The organism is Streptomyces sp. NPDC088747 (assembly GCF_044751025.1).
GTDB lineage: Bacteria > Actinomycetota > Actinomycetes > Streptomycetales > Streptomycetaceae > Streptomyces.
On record NZ_JBIVKZ010000012.1, the window covers coordinates 150,287 to 169,472 of the forward strand.

At 72.2% G+C, this 19,186-nt stretch carries 17 protein-coding genes and 2 riboswitches; of the genes, 9 read left to right on the top strand and 8 right to left on the bottom strand.

Annotated elements, in window-relative coordinates:
- Positions 1-32: 32 nt before the first annotated feature.
- Both ACIP79_RS26720 and ACIP79_RS26725 read right to left on the bottom strand, forming a co-directional pair.
- Positions 33-1,364 (bottom strand): ABC transporter substrate-binding protein, encoded by a 1,332-nt coding sequence (locus ACIP79_RS26720; protein WP_401227201.1) that lies wholly within the window; start codon positions 1,362-1,364, stop codon positions 33-35.
- 272 nt (positions 1,365-1,636) lie between these two features.
- A complete protein-coding gene (locus tag ACIP79_RS26725) occupies positions 1,637-2,770 on the bottom strand; it encodes an ROK family transcriptional regulator (protein ID WP_401227202.1) in 1,134 nt (377 codons plus the stop codon).
- Positions 2,771-3,066: 296 nt separating this feature from the next.
- Here ACIP79_RS26725 and ACIP79_RS26730 point away from each other — a divergent pair, with 296 nt between their 5' ends.
- The 7 genes from ACIP79_RS26730 to ACIP79_RS26760 all read left to right on the top strand — a co-directional run bounded on the left by ACIP79_RS26730 (position 3,067) and on the right by ACIP79_RS26760 (position 11,558).
- Positions 3,067-3,966 carry an N-acetylglucosamine kinase gene (locus ACIP79_RS26730; RefSeq protein WP_401227203.1) on the top strand — a complete coding sequence of 300 codons (900 nt, stop codon included), beginning with the start codon at positions 3,067-3,069 and terminating at the stop codon, positions 3,964-3,966.
- 170 nt (positions 3,967-4,136) lie between these two features.
- Positions 4,137-6,077 carry a phosphatase PAP2 family protein gene (locus ACIP79_RS26735; protein ID WP_401227204.1) on the top strand — a complete coding sequence of 647 codons (1,941 nt, stop codon included), beginning with the start codon at positions 4,137-4,139 and terminating at the stop codon, positions 6,075-6,077.
- A 111-nt stretch (positions 6,078-6,188) separates the two neighbouring features.
- Positions 6,189-7,679, top strand: coding sequence for a DNA-3-methyladenine glycosylase 2 family protein (locus ACIP79_RS26740; RefSeq protein WP_401227205.1), 1,491 nt, complete (start codon positions 6,189-6,191; stop codon positions 7,677-7,679).
- Positions 7,680-7,767: 88 nt separating this feature from the next.
- Positions 7,768-8,286 (top strand): methylated-DNA--[protein]-cysteine S-methyltransferase, encoded by a 519-nt coding sequence (locus tag ACIP79_RS26745; protein ID WP_401227206.1) that lies wholly within the window; start codon positions 7,768-7,770, stop codon positions 8,284-8,286.
- Between the two features lie 266 nt (positions 8,287-8,552).
- Positions 8,553-8,900, top strand: a complete 348-nt coding sequence (locus ACIP79_RS26750; RefSeq protein ID WP_401227207.1) for a hypothetical protein — start codon at positions 8,553-8,555, stop codon at positions 8,898-8,900.
- Positions 8,901-9,045: 145 nt separating this feature from the next.
- Positions 9,046-10,407 (top strand): bifunctional o-acetylhomoserine/o-acetylserine sulfhydrylase, encoded by a 1,362-nt coding sequence (locus ACIP79_RS26755; protein ID WP_401227208.1) that lies wholly within the window; start codon positions 9,046-9,048, stop codon positions 10,405-10,407.
- A gap of 5 nt (positions 10,408-10,412) precedes the next feature.
- Positions 10,413-11,558: a homoserine O-acetyltransferase gene (locus tag ACIP79_RS26760; RefSeq protein WP_401227210.1), complete on the top strand. Its 1,146-nt coding sequence runs from the start codon at positions 10,413-10,415 to the stop codon at positions 11,556-11,558.
- 64 nt (positions 11,559-11,622) lie between these two features.
- On the opposite strand, the gene ACIP79_RS26765 is transcribed toward ACIP79_RS26760, so the two are convergent.
- The 5 genes from ACIP79_RS26765 to ACIP79_RS26785 all read right to left on the bottom strand — a co-directional run bounded on the left by ACIP79_RS26765 (position 11,623) and on the right by ACIP79_RS26785 (position 16,768).
- Entirely contained in the window at positions 11,623-12,750 is a 1,128-nt protein-coding gene (locus ACIP79_RS26765; protein ID WP_401227211.1) for an LLM class flavin-dependent oxidoreductase, read from the bottom strand.
- A gap of 13 nt (positions 12,751-12,763) precedes the next feature.
- The gene (locus ACIP79_RS26770; RefSeq protein WP_401227212.1) at positions 12,764-13,951 is read right to left on the bottom strand and encodes an LLM class flavin-dependent oxidoreductase; all 1,188 of its coding nucleotides are present in this window, start codon (positions 13,949-13,951) and stop codon (positions 12,764-12,766) included.
- Entirely contained in the window at positions 13,948-15,336 is a 1,389-nt protein-coding gene (locus ACIP79_RS26775) for an NtaA/DmoA family FMN-dependent monooxygenase (protein WP_401227213.1), read from the bottom strand. The genes ACIP79_RS26770 and ACIP79_RS26775 overlap by 4 nt, the downstream gene beginning before the upstream one ends.
- A gap of 18 nt (positions 15,337-15,354) precedes the next feature.
- A complete protein-coding gene (locus ACIP79_RS26780) occupies positions 15,355-16,602 on the bottom strand; it encodes an LLM class flavin-dependent oxidoreductase (protein ID WP_401227214.1) in 1,248 nt (415 codons plus the stop codon).
- Between the two features lie 76 nt (positions 16,603-16,678).
- The gene (locus ACIP79_RS26785) at positions 16,679-16,768 is read right to left on the bottom strand and encodes a putative leader peptide (RefSeq protein WP_401227359.1); all 90 of its coding nucleotides are present in this window, start codon (positions 16,766-16,768) and stop codon (positions 16,679-16,681) included.
- A gap of 74 nt (positions 16,769-16,842) precedes the next feature.
- Positions 16,843-16,957, bottom strand: a riboswitch (SAM riboswitch).
- A 263-nt stretch (positions 16,958-17,220) separates the two neighbouring features.
- Positions 17,221-17,366, top strand: a riboswitch (SAM riboswitch).
- Between the two features lie 36 nt (positions 17,367-17,402).
- Here ACIP79_RS26785 and ACIP79_RS26790 point away from each other — a divergent pair.
- Entirely contained in the window at positions 17,403-17,468 is a 66-nt protein-coding gene (locus ACIP79_RS26790) for a putative leader peptide (RefSeq protein WP_353962418.1), read from the top strand.
- A 92-nt stretch (positions 17,469-17,560) separates the two neighbouring features.
- Complete coding sequence (locus ACIP79_RS26795; RefSeq protein WP_401227216.1) at positions 17,561-18,334, top strand: glutathione S-transferase family protein; 774 nt, start codon at positions 17,561-17,563, stop codon at positions 18,332-18,334.
- A 13-nt stretch (positions 18,335-18,347) separates the two neighbouring features.
- On the opposite strand, the gene ACIP79_RS26800 is transcribed toward ACIP79_RS26795, so the two are convergent.
- A complete protein-coding gene (locus ACIP79_RS26800) occupies positions 18,348-19,073 on the bottom strand; it encodes a peptidoglycan-binding protein (protein WP_401227217.1) in 726 nt (241 codons plus the stop codon).
- Positions 19,074-19,186 lie beyond the last annotated feature (113 nt).

Sequence of the window (19,186 nt, forward strand, 5' to 3'; positions counted from 1 at the left end):
TCTCCCGGTGTTCGGTGGTGCGTCGGCGCGCGTCAGGCGCCCAGGACTCCCGCGGCCTGGTCGAAGAACTCGCCCAGCTGCGCCTTGATCGACTTCTTGCCGAAGGCGACGGCGAGGTTCGACTGGAACAGCAGGTCCCAGATCTGGTCGGCGCCCTGGGGCGGGGGCGCGGGAGCGGCCAGGGCGTCGGTCGCCTTGCCGACCCGCTGGGAGATGTAGTCGGCGGTCGACATGTTCAGCTTGTCCGTCTCGGTCAGGCCGGAGGCGATCAGGTCGCGGGCCTTCTCCGTCGGCGGGATGCCGCGCAGCAGCTGCATGTCCTTGATCGCCGTGTCGTCCTGCGCGAAGAACGACATGATCTTCGCGGAGTCGGCCACCTTCTTGCTGGCCTTGGTGGCGCTCAGCAGCACGCCGCCGTTGACGAAGTTGCCCTCGCGGGCGCCGGACCAGTCGCCCTGCGGGGTGGGCAGGAAGTCGAGCTGGGCGTCGGTTATCGAACCGCCGGCGCCGTAGACGCCGGAGTCGAAGGTGAACAGGGTCTTGCCGATGACGACCGCGTTCTTGGTGAGGTCGTTGTGCGCGGCGGAGGTGATCGCCGCGGGCGGGGAGGCGTTGGTCTCGCGCATCTCGGCCCAGTACTCCCACCACTCCTGGAGGGTGGCGGAGGTGAAGCCGAGCTTCTTGCCGTCGTCGGAGAAGAAGGTCTCGCCCTTCTCCCGGGCGAAGATCTCGAAGCACTGGAGGGTGCCCCCGCCACCGTCGTCGACGCCGTAGGTCTTGCCGCCGCTCTTCTTGTGGACGTCCTGGGAGATCTTCTTCAGGTCGGCCCAGGTCCACTCGCGGTCCGGCAGTTCCAGGCCGAGGCTCTCCAGGCCGCTGCGGTTGACGGTGAGCTGGTTGACGCCGATGCCGGACGGGACGCCGTACAGCTTGCCGTCGACGGTGCCGGCCGCGAGGAGCGTCTTGCTGAAGCCGGTCAGGTCCAGGGTCTTGCCGACGTAGGAGTCGAGGGGCGCGAGGACACCTTTGCGGGCGTACTGGGCGACCAGCGCGGTGTCCATCTGGAGCAGGTCGGGGGCGCTGCCGCCGGCGATGTTGGTGTTGAACTTGTCGAAGTAACCGTCGTACCCGGAGTAGGTCTCCTGGATCTTGATCTTCGAGTTGTTCTTCTGGAAGGTGGCGAGCGCCTTCTTGTAGGCGTTGTGCCGGTCGTCGCTGCCCCACCACGTCATGGTCAGCTTCGCGCTGGTGGAGCCTGCGCCGGTGCCGCCTGCGCAGGCACTGAGCGCACTGCCGAGCGCGCCGGCGACGGCGATCCCGCCCGCGGTGCGGAAGAGGGTTCTGCGCGAGATCTGGTGACCCACCGGGTCCTCCTTGATGTGCGTGAGGGAATGTCCCGGCCGGTCGAACGGCAGGGGCGCATTCTGCTGGGAAGGGCACTTTCCGTGGCGCGGCCTCGCCCGGCCGCGCCATCCGACGGGTGGGATCCCCGGCCGCCATGGCCGTCGTCACGCGAGCACGCCCTCACGTGGCTGCCGTGCCTCTCGGGGCACAGGCGGGACGCTCACCCCAGGTCGGCGTCCCGGCCGACCTAGAAAGCGCTTGTCCGGACATTGGCAGACCGAGTCGGAAACCGTCAATCCTTCGTTCGCGCGGCCTCGGTCACGGTTCGGACTCCCCGGGCGACCGCGAGCCGGGCCGCGCCCACGACGGTGCCCAGGTCACCGACGGTGCTGCTGATCACCTCGGTGGGCCAGCTGAGCCGGGCCAGTTCGGCCCGCACACCGGGCAGAACCTGGGGATCCGCGCCCGTGCTGCCGCCGAGGACCAGCAGTCCAGGGTCGAGTACGGCGGTCACGGCGGCGGCGAGGCGGCCGACGTCGACGGCATGGCGGTCGACGATCGCGCGGGCCGCGGGTCTCCCCTCACCGGCGAGGGCGAAGAGCCGCTCAGCGGTGCGCGGGCACGGTCCGTCGCCGTCCTGCCAGGCCTCGGCGGCCCGTCGGAGCAGGGAGCGGGCGCCGATGTACTCCTCCAGGGCCTCTTGGCGCGGTTCCAGGCCGTCGTCCCACGGGTAGGGCAGCCGGGCGAGTTCGCCCGCGGCTCCGTTCGCGCCGCGCAGCACCTGGCCTCCGATGACGACACCGAGGCCGATGCCGACGCCCACCCGCAGATAGCCGAAGGTGTCGCGGCCCCGGGCAGCACCCTCGTGGAGCTCGGCGAGCGCGGCGCAGTTGACGTTGTTCTCCAGGTGCACGGGAACGCCCGGCGGCAACGCGACTGCCACCGCGTCGAAGAGGGGTCCGGCCTTGTCGGTCGCGGGCCGGGTCCCGTCACCCTCGCGCGCCGGCGGGGTGACGTCGCCGACCGCTACGACGATGCTGCGCAGCGGCGCGTCCGCCGCCAGTACCGCGAGGGCCTCGCGGACGACGTCCACGGCGTCGGCCCGTGAGCCCGTCGCCTCGGCGAGCAGGGTGCCGTCCAGGCCGCAGCCGCGGACCCGGGTGAGGGCGGGGCCGAGATCGACGGCGAGCGCCGTGCCGGCGGCCGGCCCGATCCGGTACACGGCGGCGTTGCGCCCGGTGCCGCCGGAGGCCGTGCCGGAATGGGCGGCGAGCCGGGCGCCCTCCAGTTCCGCGACGGCGCTGGACACCGTCGGTTTGGACAGGCCTGCCAGGCTCGCGAGCTGCGGCCGGGTCGCGGTGCCCGCCTGGGCGAGCACCGCGAAGACGGCGCTCGCGCTCTCGGTCAGACGGGGGGTGTTCGCCACGTCGAGTTCCACAGTTCCCCCACAGGTAACGGGCCGCGGTGCCGGGTCGATCGGCTCTGCCGGATGCGGCGACGGAAGGCGTCGGCGTCACGCACCTTCCGCGCCGGGCGGGCGGGTGGGCGACACCTCTTGACGCACTGTACTTCGTTAGTTAACTTCCTAACGAAGGTCACGGTACTCGCCTGCCGTGCTCCGCCAGAGGCCCGTCCCGGGGCTTCCCTAGATCCTCCACATCCCTTTCATCCAGGCGCGGTTCGCCCGCCGTCGCAGCAGCGCGCAACGACGAAAGAGAACCCGTGCAGGAATCCGCGCCCCTGGTCGTCGGTTTCGACGTGGGCGGCACCAAGACCCATCTGCGCGCCCTCGCCCGCGACACCCTGGTGGCCGACCGCGTCCGCACGAGCGGCGGCTGGCGGCCGCACGACCCCGTGGCCGCCGCCCGATGGCTGGCCGCACTGCTCGCCGACACCCTTCCAGCGGGCGTGCGCCCCTCCGCACTCGCCGTCGGCGGACACGACTGCGAGACCCCCCGCCAGTGCGCGCAGTTGCGCACCGCACTCCAACTCCACTTCGACGCCCCCGTCCTGGTCGTCGGCGACGCCCAACTCCTCGTCCCCGCAGCGGGACTGGACAGCGGCATCGGGCTGGTCGCCGGCACCGGCTCCGTGGCAGTGGGCCGACTCGCCGACGGCGGCCCCGTACAGGTCGGCGGCTGGGGCGCCGTACTGGGCGACGAGGGCGGCGCGGCCGGCCTGGTCCGCGAATCGGTGCGGGCCGTATGGGCGGCGCACGACCGCGGCGAGAAGCCCGACGCGCTCGCGCTCGGCCTGCTGTCCGCGTTCGACGTCCCCGAAGTCCCCTTGCTGTGCGCGGCCCTTGAGCGCGCCACCGACATCTCCGCCGAGTGGGGCCGTCACGCGCCGGCCGTGTTCGCGGCGGCCGGGGCCGGGTCGCTCCTCGCCCGCACGGTGATCGCCGAGGGCGGGCGGGCACTGGCCGGGCTCGTGGCGCGGCTCGCCGCACGCGGTGTGACCGTCGACGACGTGGTGGTCGCGGGCAGCACCGTCCTGGCCCAACCGACGCTGTACGACGCGTTCGTGTCGTCCCTCGCGAGTTCCGTGCCGTCGGCCCGGCCGAGGCCCCTGCGAGCGCCGCCGGTCAAGGGAGCCGTCGCGATGGCCCGTTCACTCCTCTGACACGCGCCGGCCGCCGGCCCTCCTCCGATCCGACATCACCCAGCAGTAGATCTTCGCTGGCAGCACGCAGAAAGCGCGTTCAGCACACGTGTCACCCGGCGCCCCACGAGCCGGTACCGATCGCTCCGACTCGCCGGCCGCAGGGCCGAAGAACTCAAGAGAGGCAGCCCATGCCGTCCTCCGCCGGGAAGCAGCCCCCCGCACCGCTCACCGAACGCGCCGTGAACCGACGCGGATTCCTCAAGACCTCCCTGGGCGCCACCGCCGGCGTGCTGGCCGCGCCGACCCTGGCAGGCTGGCTCGCCGCCACGGAGGCGAAGGCCGCGACCACCACCTCCGCCGCCTTCGTGGACGCCTACACGACCAACGTCCTGACGAACCTGACACCCGAGACCAACGCCGTGGTCCGGATCCTCGGCGGCATGGCCGAGGTGTGGAAGACGGGCGACGCCTGGAACACCGGCACACCGCTCAGGCCCGAGGTGCTGCGCGCCAACATGCGCCACTGCGCCAGGATCACCGCGGCGCGCACGGAGCGGCAGTCGAAGGAGGCCTTCATCTACGACCGTCAGCACCAGAGTTACGCGATGATCGCCGCCCTCGGTCCGCTGGCCGGCCTCTACAGGTCCGGCGCCAAGACCGTCACGTCCATCACCGTGGCGCCGGACACCACCCCCGCGACCACCATCAACGACGCCGTCCCGGCCGACGCCCCCGCCGGCTCCGCGCTCGGCGCGGGCTCCTACGACTCGGAGCTCGGCCAGGTCGCCAGGCTCGTCGACACCGTGCGCGGCCCGTACGCCTCCGGCAACCCCGGCAAGTACGCCTTCCAGTACCCGCGCCCGTGGCGCATGAACGAGGACAGCGAGGTGGTCGACACCGGCGCCAAGGACGCGCTCGGCTACCCGGTCTACGACTCCGAGGTCGTCGTAGCCACGCAGTTGCTGCGCCAGCGCAGCACCTCTCCGGTGGACGACGCCGGGTTCCCGAGCGGCCACACCAACGCGTTCCACCTGGCGTCCCTGGCTCTCGCGTACGCCGTGCCGGAGCGCTTCCAGGAGCTCGTGACCCGGGCCCTGGAACTGAGCGACACCCGGATCACTGCGGGCATGCACTCCCCCGTCGACGTCATCGCCGGCCGCGTCATGGCCACCGCCCTGGCCGCCGCGACCCTGGCCGACCCGCAGTACGCGGCCCTCAAGACCGCCGCCCGCGCCCAGGCCGCCGCGTACTTCCAGCAGCGGACCGGCAGCACGGCGGACACCCTGTACGCCTACGCGCACTCCGCCGACATCCACACCGACCCCTACGCCGACCGGTCGGCCAACTCCCGGGCGCTCACCCCGCGTCTGACGTACGTCCTGACCCGGCACGGCCGCTCCCGGGCCCTCACCGTGCCCAAGGGCGCCGAGGTCCTGCTGGAGACACGGCTGCCCTACCTCGACGCGGCCCAGCGGCGCGAGGTGCTCCGTACCACCGCCCTGCCGTCCGGCTACGTACTGCTCGACGGCTTCGAGCAGTGGGGACGCCTCAACCTCTTCGCCGCCGCCGACGGCTACGGGGCCTTCGACGACGACGTGACCGTCACCCTGCACGCCGCCGACGGGGGCTTCGCCGCCGCCGACACCTGGCGCAACGACATCTCCGGCCGCGGCGGGCTCGTCAAGCGCGGCAGCGGTTCCCTGGCCCTGACCGGAGCCAACAGCCACACGGGCGGAACGGTGGTGGAGGACGACACGCTGACCGCCGGTTCCGCGGGCGCGCTGGGACGCGGTGACGTCCGTGTGCAGGGCGGCACGCTGCGGGCGAGCACGGCGGCGCGCGTGCGCGGCTCCTACGTCCAGGCGTCCGGCGCGACCCTGGACGTGACGCTGCGCGCCGGGCACTCCCCCGCGCTCACGGTGGACCGGCGGGTCCTGCTCGATACCGGGAGCGTGCTCACGATCCGGCTGGACGCCTCCCGTCCGCCGGCTCTGGGGACCACCGTTCCGGTGATCGCGGCGCCTTCCCTGCGTGGCCGGTTCGGTCACGTCACCGTACGGGCGGACGGGTACCGGGCGGTGCCCGTGTACATGGCCGCGGGCCTGTCCGTACGGCTGACCAGGGGCTGATCCGGTGACGCGGAGGTGGGTACCGGTGTACGGCGCCCACCTCCCCCGGTCCACGAGCGTGATGTCCGTTTTCCGCCAGCGCGGGGCCCGGTACTGGCCCACAGTGGAAGGGTGACAAGCGACGACAGCAGGTACGAGGCGGTGTGCAGCCGCGATGCCCGGTTCGACGGCGAGTTCTTCTTCGCCGTGTCCACGACCGGGATCTACTGCCGCCCCAGTTGCCCGGCGACCACGCCCAAGCGGCAGAACGTGCGCTTCTTCCCGACCGCGGCCGCCGCGCAGGGCTCCGGATTCCGGGCCTGCCGACGCTGCCGCCCCGACGCGGTGCCCGGCTCCGCGGAGTGGAACGCCCGCGCGGACGCGGTCGGCCGCGCGATGCGGCTGATCGGTGACGGCGTGGTGGACCGCGAGGGCGTCGCCGGACTCGCCGCACGCCTGGGCTACAGCGCCCGGCAGGTGCAGCGGCAGCTCAACGCCGAGGTGGGCGCCGGGCCGATCGCGCTGGCACGCGCCCAGCGGGCCCACACCGCGCGGATCCTGCTCCAGACCACGACACTTCAGGCCGCGGAGATCGCCTTCGCGGCCGGGTTCGCCAGCGTGCGCCAGTTCAACGACACCGTCCGGGAGATCTACGCCGTCACCCCCAGCGGGCTGCGCGCGGCGAAACCGGCCCGGTCCACCCGCTACGGATCGGTCGGTACGGCGGACGGGGCGGGCGGGGTACCGCTGCGGCTCGCCCACCGCGGCCCGTACGCGGCGGCCGAGGTCTTCGACCACCTCGGCGAGCGGGCCGTCCCCGGTGTCGAGGAACTCGTCGGAGAGCGCGGCCGACGTACGTACCGGCGCACCCTGCGTCTGCCCCACGGCACCGGTGTCGCCGAGGTCGGCGAGGCGCTCGGCGAGGGCGGCTGGCTCACCTGCCACCTGCACCTCGACGACCTGCGCGACCTCACCACGGCCACCCAGCGGATCCGGCGCCTGTTCGACCTGGACGCCGACCCGTACGCGGTCGGCGAGCGGCTCGGCTCCCATCCCGCGCTCGCGCCGCTGGTCGCGCGGTGGCCGGGGCTGCGCGCCCCGGGCTGCGCCGACCCGCACGAACTCGCCGTCCGCGCGGTACTGGAGGCCGAGGTCCCGGTGCCCGCCGGCCGGAAGCTGGCCGGCGCCCTTGTCAGCGCGTACGGACACCCCCTCACGATGCCGAGCGGCGGACTCACCCACGTCTTCCCCGGCGTCGAGGACCTCGCGGAGGCACCGCTCGGAGAACTCGCCCTGTCCGAGGCACGCCGCGACACCGTGCGTACGGTCGCCCGCGCGCTCGCCGACGGCACCATCGGGCTCGACGCCGGCGCCGACCGCGACGAGGCCGAGAAGGCACTGCTCGACCTGCGCGGCGTCGACTCCCGGATTGCCGGCTACGTCAGGATGCGCGCCCTGGGCGACCCGGACGTGCTGCTCACCGGCGACCCCGTCCTGCGAACCGGGATGCGCCGGGCGGGCGCCGAACCGGTCGACGCCGAAGCCTGGCGGCCCTGGCGCAGCTACGCCATGCACTACTTCTGGAACGCCGCCGCCGAGCGACTCGTGCCCGCCGAGGCGTGACGTCCGAATCCCGCCGGAAAGCGCGTCCGGAACACCTCATTCTCGGAGGTGGAACACATCGACCCGAACAATGGAAAGGACAGGACCGATGACGGTCTACACCACGATCGACAGCCCGCTGGGCGAACTCCTGCTCGTGGGCGAGAAGTCGGCCACGGCGAAGGGCGGCACGGCGCTCGCCTCACTGTCGATGCCCGGCCAGGGATCCGCAGCCGTCGTCCGGGACGACTGGACCGAGGACGCCGCCGCGTTCGAGGAGATCGTCACCCAGCTGCGCACCTACTTCGAGGGCGGCCTGACCCACTTCGACATCGAGTACGTCGGTGGCGGCAGCGAGTTCCAGCAGCGGGTGTGGAAGGCCCTGGAGGTCATTCCGTACGGGACCACCCTCAGCTACGGCCAGATCGCCGAGCGGATCGGCGCGTCGAGGGCCGCGGTGCGCGCCGTGGGCACGGCGATCGGCGCGAATCCCCTGCTGGTGGTGCGCCCCTGCCACCGGGTGATCGGCGCGAACGGCGCCCTCGCCGGCTACGCGGCCGGGCTGGAGCGAAAGCAGCGGCTCCTGGACCTGGAGAACGCGCGCCCGGCCGTCGCGGCGTCGTCGTGACGGGGGAGCCGCGGTCGACGGCGACTCACCGGTCGGGCCGTCGTCGCACGGCATCGGCGGTCACCGCTGTCACGAACTTGCTCACGGCCGCGGTGCTCGGCGCAATGAACTACACCACCCTGACGGCGACCGCCGTACGCGCAGGGACCACCTGAGCCCTCCCCGGCCGCGGCCTTCCTCCCGGTTTGCGAACGCGGTGTTTCCGTTCTGCGAACAGGCGGGCCCGGCCGGCGACATGGGCCGGTCACCGGTGTGACCATGGGCCCATGCTCCCGGGAGAAGACCGCGCCGCCCCACGCGTACCGGCGGTGTGCGTGGCGGCAGGGGTGACGGCTCCGCTCGACCGGCCGGCCCTCGGCATCGCCCTGCCGATCCCGCGTCGGTCGCCGGCGGTGAGCCCCGTCGATGTGCGGTGGATCGCCCCCGCTCACTCGCTCACCAGCGGTACGACACCGCTTCCCGGCGGCGGCCCGGGGGACGTACACCGCCGCGAAGTCCCCTTCCTCGCGGGGCTTTCGCATGTACGGTCCCCTGGCCGTACGACCGTGCTCGTGACCCGTCGCCACGTCGACCACGCGCGTGTCACCACCACCGGTTGTCCGGCCGTGAGCTGACTCCGCGCCCCGGCACCTGATCACCCTTTCCCTCCCACCGCGCCTCGCGCTGTCCGCTGCCCCGGTCCGGGCGCGGTCCAGAGCCCGCGGTGACTTCCTCGCACCTCCGTACCGACGCACTCGCGCACCCGTACAAGGGAGACCCATGAGCCAGCCGATCGACTCCGTCACCGCAGGCCACACCCCCGACGAGGAACCCGCGGGACCCGACACCTCGGCGTGGTCGTTCGAGACCAAGCAGATCCACGCGGGTGCCGCCCCGGACCCGACGACAGGAGCACGGGCGGTGCCGATCTACCAGACGACCTCGTTCGTCTTCCGCGACACCCAGCACGCGGCCGACCTGTTCGCACTCGCCGAGCCGGGCAACATCTACACCCGGATCCACAACCCCACCCAGGACGTCCTCGAACAGCGCGTCGCGGCACTGGAAGGCGGCGTCGCGGCGGTGGCCCTCGCCTCCGGGCAGGCCGCCGAGACCCTGGCGATCCTCACGCTGGCGAGCTCCGGCGACCACATCGTGTCCAGCACGTCTCTCTACGGCGGCACCTACAACCTGTTCCGGCACACCCTGCCGAAGTTCGGCATCGAGGTGTCCTTCGTCGACGACCCGGACGACCTGGAGGCATGGCGGGCGGCGATCCGGCCCGGCACCAAGGCCCTGTTCGCCGAGACGCTGGGCAATCCGCGCGGCAACGTGCTCGACGTGCGGGCGGTGGCGGACGTGGCGCACGAGGCGGGTGTGCCGCTGATCGTGGACAACACCGTCCCGACGCCGTATCTGCTGCGCCCCATCGAGCACGGCGCGGACATCGTCGTCCACTCGGCGACGAAGTTCATCGGCGGGCACGGCACGACCATCGGGGGTGTCGTCGTCGACGGAGGCACCTTCGACTTCGGCGCGCACGCCGAGCGGTTCCCCGACTTCACGGACCCGGACCCCAGTTACCACGGCCTCCAGTACTGGCCGGCGCTCGGTCCCGGCGCCTTCGCGGTCAAGCTGCGGGTCCAACTGCTCCGAGACCTCGGCCCCGCCATCGCGCCGCACTCCGCCTTCCTGCTCCTCCAGGGCGTGGAGACGCTCAGCCTGCGCATCGAGCGGCACTCCGCCAATGCCCAGGCGCTGGCCGAGTGGCTGGAGCAGCGCGACGAGGTGGCCGCCGTCCACTATCCGGGGCTGGAGTCCAACCGGTGGTACGAGGCCGGGCAACGCTATCTCCCGCGCGGCGCGGGTGCCGTACTTGCCTTCGAACTGCGGGACGGCGTAGAGGCGGGCAAGCGCTTCGTGGACGCGGTCGAACTGTTCAGCCATCTCGCCAACATCGGTGACGTCCGCAGCCTCATCATCCATCCGGCGTCCACCACCCACAGCCAGCTGGACGAGGCACAGTTGACGGCCACCGGCACCTCCCCCGGACTGGTACGGCTGTCGGTCGGGATCGAGAACCTCGCCGACCTCAAGGCGGACCTGGAGGCAGGCTTCCGCGCGGCCAAGGGCGCGTCCTGAGCACCGTGCCGACGCCCTCCGCGGTCCCCCTCCCGCCGGCCTCCGGGGCCTGGCGGGAGGGGGACCCGCCCGGACGCCGGCAATGGCACATCCGGGAGAAGCCGCTGGCGCTGGAGGCGGGCGGTGAACTGCCGCGCGTACAAGTGGCGTTCGAGACGTGGGGCGAGCGGGCGCCGGACGGTTCCAACGCCGTGCTGGTGCTGCACGCACTCACCGGTGACAGTCACGTCAGCGGATCCGCCGGGCCAGGTCATCCGACGCCCGGCTGGTGGAACGGGCTCGTCGGACCGGGCCTCGCCCTCGACACGGACCGCTGGTTCGTCATCGCGCCGAACGTGCTGGGCGGTTGCCAGGGCAGCACCGGGCCGGCCTCACCCCGCCCCGACGGACGCCCCTGGGGCGGCGCCTTCCCCCGCCTGACACAGCGTGACCAGGTGGCGGTGGAGGCCGACCTGGCCGAGGCCGTGGGCATCGACCGCTGGGCCCTGGTCATCGGCGGGTCCATGGGTGGGATGCGTGCTTTGGAGTGGGCGGTGTCGTACCCGGAGCGCACGGACGCGCTGCTGCTGCTCGCCACCACGGCGGCGGCGAGCGCGGAGCAGATCGCCTGGGCCAAAGTCCAGTCGCACGCCGTCCGCGACGACCCCCGCTGGCACGGCGGTGACTACCACGACGCCGAGCCCGGCCTCGGCCCGCACGCGGGACTCGGGCTGGCGCGCCGCATCGCCCACATGACCTACCGCAGCGAGCCCGAACTACAGGCCCGCTTCGGACGCTCGCCGCAGGGTTCGGAGGACCCGTGGGACGGTGGCCGCTACCAGGTCGAGTCCTATCTCGACCACCACGCCGCCAAGTTGGTCCACCGCTTCGACGCGGGCAGTTACGTCGCGCTGAGCGAGGCGATGAACACCCACGACATCGGCCGCGGCCGGGGTGGGGCGAGCGCCGCCCTTCGCCGGGTGACCGCCAGGACGCTGGTCGCCGGAGTCTCCTCCGACCGCCTCTATCCGCCTTCCCAACAGGCCGAGTTGGCGGCGGGCATCCCTCGCGCCGACCACCTCAGGGTGATCGAGTCGCCGTACGGTCATGACGGCTTCCTCATCGAGGTCGAGCAGGTCGCCGGGCTCGTGAGCGAACTTCTCGAGAGCTGAAGTCCCTGGCGGGGCTTGGTGTCGGACCGTCCGGCGGACGGTCCGACAACCCTGTGCGGCGGTGTCACCTGCGCCGCCACTCCTGCGCCAACAGCTCGTAGGAACGCACCCGGTCGGCATGGCCGTGGGTGATGGTGGTGATGAGCAACTCGTCGGCGCCGGTGGCCTCCTGGAGTTGTTCCAGCTGGTCGGCGACGTGCCCCGGGGAGCCGACGAACTGGGTGTCGAGCCGGTCCTGGACCAGCGCGCGGTCGGCGTCGGTCCAGACATGGGCTCGGGCCTGCTCGGGTGTCGGGAACTCGATCGCCCCCTCGGCCGTACGGATGCTGCGGACCCATGTCCCGTAGCCCGTGGCGAGTTCGCGTGCGGTGCTGTCGTCCTCGGCGACGACGACGTCCGCGGAGACACTGACGTAGGGCTTGTCGAGCACCTCGGACGGCTGGAAGGCCGCCCGGTACCCCTCCGCCGCCTCCAGCACCGTCGCTGGGCTGACGTGGTAGTTCGCGGCGAAACGCAGTCCGTTCCGGCCCGCGACGTCGGCGCTCTGTCCGCCGCTGCTGCCCAGGATCCATATCTGTACGTCGGCTCCCTCGCCCGGCACGGCGTGCGCCTCGATGCCGTCCGCGGAGCGGTAGGTGCCGGCCAGCAGCGCGAGGACGTCGTCGATCTGCTCGCCGTAGTCCTGCGACTCGGCGTTCGGCAGTTGGAGCAGCTTCTGGTGGAGCGCGACGCGGGGCGAGCCGAGCAGGTGCTCGAAGGAGAACCGCGGGGGGATCCGCAGCCCGTTCGGGGTCCGGCCGTCGACGACCGGTGTCGCGGTCGTCGACGGGGTGGCCGGTCCTGCCGGCGGACGGCCGCCCGAACGGCCGAGCCCCAGGTCCAGGCGACCCGGGTGCAACGCGTCGACCAGGCCGAACTCCTCCACCGTGGCGAGAGCGGTGCGGTGACCGAGCTGCACGGCCCCGGAACCGAGCCGGATCGTGGAGGTCGCGGAGGCGGTCAGGGCGAGGACGACCGCCGGTGAGGTGCCTGCCACGCCCGGGTTGAGGTGGTGCTCGGCGAACCAGTAGCGGGCGTAGCCGGACCGCTCCGCCCGCTGGGCCAGATCGATGGAGTTGCGCAGTGCCTCGGTCGCGTTCGAGCCGGACGAGATGGGGATGAGGTCGAGGACGCCGAGGGGGATGTCTGACATGGAACGGGGCTCCTCAGCGGTCGGCGGGTGCGGGACGGGACGGGGACGGGGACGACGCCGGACGGGGCCCCGGCTGCGGCTGCTGTTGCGGCTCCCGCTCCGGCGTCGGCACGGACGTGACCGGTGACAAGGCCGGCGGCGCCTCGGCGAACACCGGTCCCCACGCGAACGGCGGTTCGGGAATCTCGCGTCGCAGCACGGGCGCGATGTCGGACTGGAAGAGTTCGAGGGAGGCGCGGTGCTGGGCCCCGGTCAGGCCGCTCGCGTCCGCCTGAAGGTGCTGCACGGTGTGCCCGAACCGCTCGTGGTAGCGGTGCACCTTCTCGATCACCTGCTGAGGACTGCCGATCAGCGCCGAACTGCGCTCCACGAAGTCCTCCAGGGTCGGGAACACCGGCTCCAGGCCCAGCGCCTTCTGGAACGCCAACTGCCCCTCGAAGACGGGCCGGTAGGCGGCGACCGCCTCCTGCGAGGTGCGGGCGGCGTAGTAGCCCGCCGACCCGGCGCCGACCGCGATCCGGGCCGGATCGTGGCCGTAGTGCTCCCACCGCTCCCGGTAGTAACTGATCAACTCGGCATACGGCTCTATCGGGTTGGTGACGTTCGCCGAGAACAGCGGATCACCGTAGCGGGCGGCGAGGTCCACCGACTCCTTGCTCGTCGCGCTGCCGTGCCAGACCCGGACGGGCTGCTGGAACGGCCGGGGCCACACCTCCGCCCCGCTCAGCGCGGGGCGGAAGCGGGTCGCGGCGGTGACCTTGTCCTGCCGCCAGATCTGCCGGAACACCTCGTAGCTCTCGGCGTTGCGCTCCCACTGGTCCTCGGGCGTGACGTGGAACAGCTCCCGCTGGGCGGCTCCGTTGCCCTTGCCGATGATCAACTCAAGTCGTCCGCCGGACAGATGGTCCAGGGTCGCGTAGTCCTCGTACGCGCGCACCGGGTCCAGCAGGCTGAGCGTGGTGACCGCGGTGAACAGGCGGATGCGCGAGGTGAGGGCGGCGAGGTGGCTGAGGACGACGGGCGGCGAGGAGGAGATGAACGGCCGCTCGTGGCGCTCCCCCACGCCGAACCCGTCGAAGCCCAGCTCCTCCGCCAGCAGCGCGTTGTCGATCACTTCGCGAAATCGTGCGTGGGTCGGCTTGCGTACGCCGGTCACCGGGTCCGGCGCGTGCACGATCAGGGTGATCGCGAGGAACCTCACGAGGCGGCTCGCTCGGACGGCGCGTCGGCGTCGGGGTGGGCCAGGCCGAGGTGGTCGCGCAGGGTGGTGCCCTCGTACTCCGTACGGAAGACGCCGCGTTCCTGGAGCAGCGGGACGACGGTGTCGGCGAAGGAGTCGAGGCCGCCCGGGGTGATGTGCGGGACGAGGATGAAGCCGTCGCTCGCGTCCGACTGGACGAAGTCGTCGATGGTCCGGGCGACGGTGGCCGGGGAGCCGACGAACGCCTGCCGGTTGCCGGTCTCGATGACGAGGTCGCGGATCGACCACTTGTTGGCGGCCGCGAGCTCCCGCCATTCCCTGGCCGTGGCCAACGGGTCGCGGTACATGCGCACTTGGGCGCGGCCCCGGGCGATGGTGTGTTCGCCGAGGTCCGGGTCGATGTCGGGGAGCGGTCCTTCCGGGTCGTACGCGGACAGGTCGCGGTTCCAGACGAACTCGAGGTGCTTGATGGCGGTGGCGCCGCTGACCTGCAGTCGGCGCACCTCGCGGGAGATCTCCTCCGCCTCGGCGTCCGTGTCGCCGAGCACGAAGGTGGCGGCGGGCAGGATCAGCAACTGGTCGTGGGTGCGGCCGTGGCGGGCCAGTCGGCCCTTGACGTCCGTGTAGAACGCCTGCCCCTCCTTGAGGGTGCTGTACCGGCTGAAGATCGCGTCCGCGCCGGCGGCGGCGAACTCGCGTCCCTCGTCGGAGTCCCCGGCCTGGAAGACGACCGGGCGGCCCTGCGGGCTGCGCGGCACGTTGAACTGCCCCTGGATGTCGAAGTGCTGCCCCTTGTGCACGAAGGCCCCGGCCTGGGCGTCGCGCAGGAAGGTGCCGCTCCCCCGGTCGGCGATGATCTCGTCGCCGTGCCAGGAGTCGAACAGTTCGTTGGCGGTGGCCAGGAACTCCCTGGCCCTGGAGTACCGCTCCTCCTGCGGGAGGAAGCCGCCCCGGCGGAAGTTCTCGCCGGTGAAGGCGTCCCAGGACGTGACGACGTTCCAGGCGGCGCGCCCGCCGGAGAGGTGGTCGAGGCTCGCGAACTGGCGTGCCACCTCGTAGGGCTCGTTGAACGTGGAGTTGATCGTGCCGGTCAGGCCGAGGTGCTCGGTCACGGCGGCGAGCGCGGTGAGGACGGTGAAGGTGTCGGGCCGTCCGACCACGTCCAAGTCGTAGATCTTGCCGCCCTGTTCGCGCAGTCGGAGGCCTTCGGCGAGGAAGAGGAAGTCGAACTTGGCGCGTTCGGCGGTCCGCGCGAAGTGCGCGAAGGAGCTGAACTCGATGTGGCTGCCGGCTTCGGGGTCGCTCCACACGGTGGTGTTGTTGACGCCCGGGAAGTGTGCCGCGAGGTGGATCTGCTTGAGCGGCTTGTCGGTCGACCTGCTCATGAGTGGGGTCCCTCCGGCTCAGACGTGGGCGGCGTAGCGGTTGGCGGGGCGGGCCAGTCCGAGCAGCCCGCGCAGGGTGTCGGCCTCGTACGAGCGCCGGAAAGCGTCCCGCCGCTGGAGTTCGGGGACCAGGCCCCTGGTGATCGCCGGCAGGTCGTGGCCGGCGACGGCGGGGCGCAGCCGGAAGCCGGTCAGCCCGGCCTCGCGCAACTCCTGGAGCAGGTCCGCCAGTTGGACGGGTGTTCCGGTGAAGACCCGTGCGTCGCTGGTGTACGGGTAGCCCGCGAGGGCGTCGAGGCGCTCCCGGCGGGCCGTCGCGGCGGCGGGGTCGTCGTCGAGGAACACCACCAGGTCCCCGAAGAGGTGCAACGGCTCCTCGGCGCGTCCGGCGGCCGCCTGTTCCGTGCATACGGCGGCGACGACGGCGCGTGCCTGCTCGGCGTCGTGCGGAGTGACGTATCCGAGGTCGGCGCTGCGGCCGAGGAGCCGGAACGGCGCGCCCGTCCCGGACTCGTGGGCGAGTGCGGTGACCAGGGGCTGCCCCTGCGGCGGACGGGGGGTGATCGAGGGGCCCTTGACGCTGAAGTGCCTGCCCTCGAAGTCGATGTAGTGGAGTTTGTCGCGGTCGACGAAGCGGCCGGTGGCGACGTCGCGGATCTCCGCGTCGTCCTCCCAGCTGTCCCACAGCCGGCGCACCGCCTCGACGTAGTCGGCGGTCTCCTCGAAGAGGTCGACGAGCAACTCCCGTAGCGCCGGGGTCTCCAGGTCCTCGATGCGGAGCTTCGGGAACGAACGGCGTCCGAAGTGCGCGGCCTCATTCTGCCGCGCCGAGGCCTGGACGCGCAGGCCTGCCCGGCCGGTGCTCACGTAGTCGAGCGTGGCGATGGCCTTGGAGGTGTGGAAGGGCTCCGTGTGGGTGGTGACAACGGTCGGCACCAGGCCGATGTGGCTGGTCAACGGCGCGACGCGGGCGGCGATGAGGACGGCGTCGAGCCGGCCGCGCACCTGGTCGGTGCGTGCGTCCGGTTCGCTGAGGCGGGCGGACTGGGGGCCGAGTCCGTCCTCGATGGTCACGAAGTCGAGCAGACCGCGCTCGGCCTCGGTGATGAGGTCCGTCCAGTACCCGGCGGTGAACAGCTCGTCGGGGCGGGCCACCGGCTCGCGCCAGGCAGCGGGGTGCCAGCCGGCGCCGTCGAGGGCGACGGCCAGGTGGAGCGGGGCGGAGGAAGGGGAGGAGGACGAGGGCAACGAAGGTGACGAGGACACGAGAAGGGTGCCTTCCTGATCGACCGTACGAGATCGCCGGGCCTCGGTGCGGAGGGTGCGGCGGCTGGGTGACGGGTCAGGGACGACAGAGCGCGCCGGCCACGCGCTGGAGGTCGATGTGCGGCCGGGTGTGGAGATGCACGCGCCGACGCGGGGCGAGGACCATGACATGGAGGCGGAGTGCGTCCCACACGTCGGTCACCTCCACCCTTTCGGCTCGGCGGGCCAGGGGCCGCGCCGGCGTCGCGCTTGCGGAACCACGGGACGGGTGCCGCCTGGTCGTCACCTGGAGCACCCCGCCGCGGAGGAGGGTTGCCGGTCAGCAAGCCAGGGCTTGACGCTGACGCTCATAACCTGCTGTGGACGTTACGGGAGGCCACAGCGGTGCGCAATGCCCGGGGATCATGCCCGTTCTCACACTCGCCGCACACTTCGCCGCGTGCCCTCGACAACGACAACCACTGGGCCGCGCGATCTGTTCCGCGTCGCATATCAGGGCGCTGACACGCCTGTTCCACCTCTCAAGTGGCGGTTGCGACAGACCTGATGACCATCTGGTGAGACTGCGGCGAAGGCCTTCTTGACGGCCTCACGGAGCGCGCCGACACTGTCGGGGACGGTCACGATTGTCAGCGCCCTTCGGGCAGGTTCTCCCTGTCCGTGAGGTCATCGGCCCCGGCTCGCTGGCAGGCAACCCTTCCACCGCGACGGGGTGCCCCGGGTGACGACCGGGTTCCGCCGGTGCGGCGGGACAAGCGTGGTCTCGCGTCTCGCGAGCCCCGAGTGCGGAACCGGTGGGAATGACGAAGAGCGGTTTGACGAGGCGCCTGCACATCGATCTGTTGCGTGTCTCCAGCGCGTACTAGTCCGAGCGATCCGGACCGGTAAGCAGCGCAGTCACTCCGTTCCGCCGCGGTGCCCACAAGGTGGCCGTGGCCTCCTCGCCCCATGGAGAGTCATGTCCGAGACAATGTCGCACGCCTCAAACACCGGCACCTCCTGTACCCCGACCTCGTGCGTTCCCGGCTCGCTGGAGGCGATCCCCCACCCCCGGATCTCCGCCGCGCCGTCCGCCCGCCCGCACCGCTTCCGCAGCCGCATCGGAGTCGGCCTCGCCGGCGGCTTCTACCCGGCGCCGCACCGCTACGAGCTCTACCTGTCGGCGCGCTGTCCCCTCTCGCTGCGTGTCTCGATCACTCTGGGCCTGCTGGGCCTCAGGGACTCGGTCGCCACCACGCTGGTGGCGCTCCCCGCCGACACCCCCACCGCGTTCGCCGCACTGCGCGGGGCGTACGAGGCCACCTGGCACCACTACGACGGCCCGCTGACCGCGCCCGCCCTGTGCGACCGGTGGAGCGGACGCGTCGTCAGCAACCACACGCCGGACATCCTGCGCGACCTCGGCGACCTCCTCACCGACGGGGCCGGATCCCACAACTCCCCGCTCCGCCCGCCGGAACTGGCCGCGGACGTCGACGACCTGCGCGACCTACTGGACCGGGAGCTGACGCCGGGTACGCCATCAGCCGTGCGGTCGGCGGCACTTGACTTGCTGAATCGCCAACTGGCCGCCGGTCCGTACGCGTTGGGCAAGGACCTGACCGCGGCGGATGTGGACCTCTGGGTCGCCCTCGTCCAACTGGAGGCGACGGACGACCTGTCCGCGTACCCGCTCCTCCAGGACTACGTGCGACGCCTCGACGCGCACCCCGCCTTCCACCGGAGTCTGTGAAGCCGCCCTGTCGTCACGTGCGGGATTCCAGGGCGGCCCGGGTGTCGTTGCCGTAGACGCCCGTCTCGTCGCCCCGGATCCCGTACCAGAGCTGGAAACGGGCCACCGCGGCGGTGAGCGTGGGGTCGTAGGTGCCGCTGGTGCCGCCGCTCCGGTACACGTCCGGGATGCCGAGGAGCCGTTCCTGGAGCTCCGTCACCTCGGGGCCGCTGTCACCCTCCCGGAGAGTGCCGGGGCCGTCCGGGTCGGCCGCGCGGGAGGGGTCCTGGGCGACAGGCGCCGTCGCGGACGGGGCGGCGGCCGACGACGGACCGCCGCCGTCCCCACCGTCGCCCGGGAGCAGCATGGCCAGGCCGAATCCGGTCAGCGCTGCCGCCGCCACCGCGACGGCGACCGCGGCCCGGCGCTGCCCTGGGGAGAGGCCCGTGGAGAGTGAGCGCGGCCTGCTCGGTTCACGTCTCGGCTCCGCGGGCTTCGGCCGTGCCGCGGCCTTCGGCCGCTCGCCACCGGCCGTGTAGTCCTCGCCCGACAGGACCGGCGAGAACTCCTCCGTCTCGCTGTCCCACGTCGGCGACAGCTTGATCGACTCATAGCCTTCGCCGGAGTCGGCGTTCTGCTGATCCTCACGGAACTCCCTGAGCAGGTCCGCGAGTGCCTCGGTCCGGCGGCGGCGCTGGACATAGGTGGGTTCGAGCGCCGGGCGGCGCGTAGGCTGCCCGCCTTCGGGCGGTGTCGACACACTGCTCTCCTTCCGTGCGCGCGGTCTCCCGCCATCCCTGTGGAGAGATACGGAGCCATCGGCACGGGAGTTCAGCCGTGGCCCCTCTCTCCGCCCGGCGCTCGGCAGCGGGC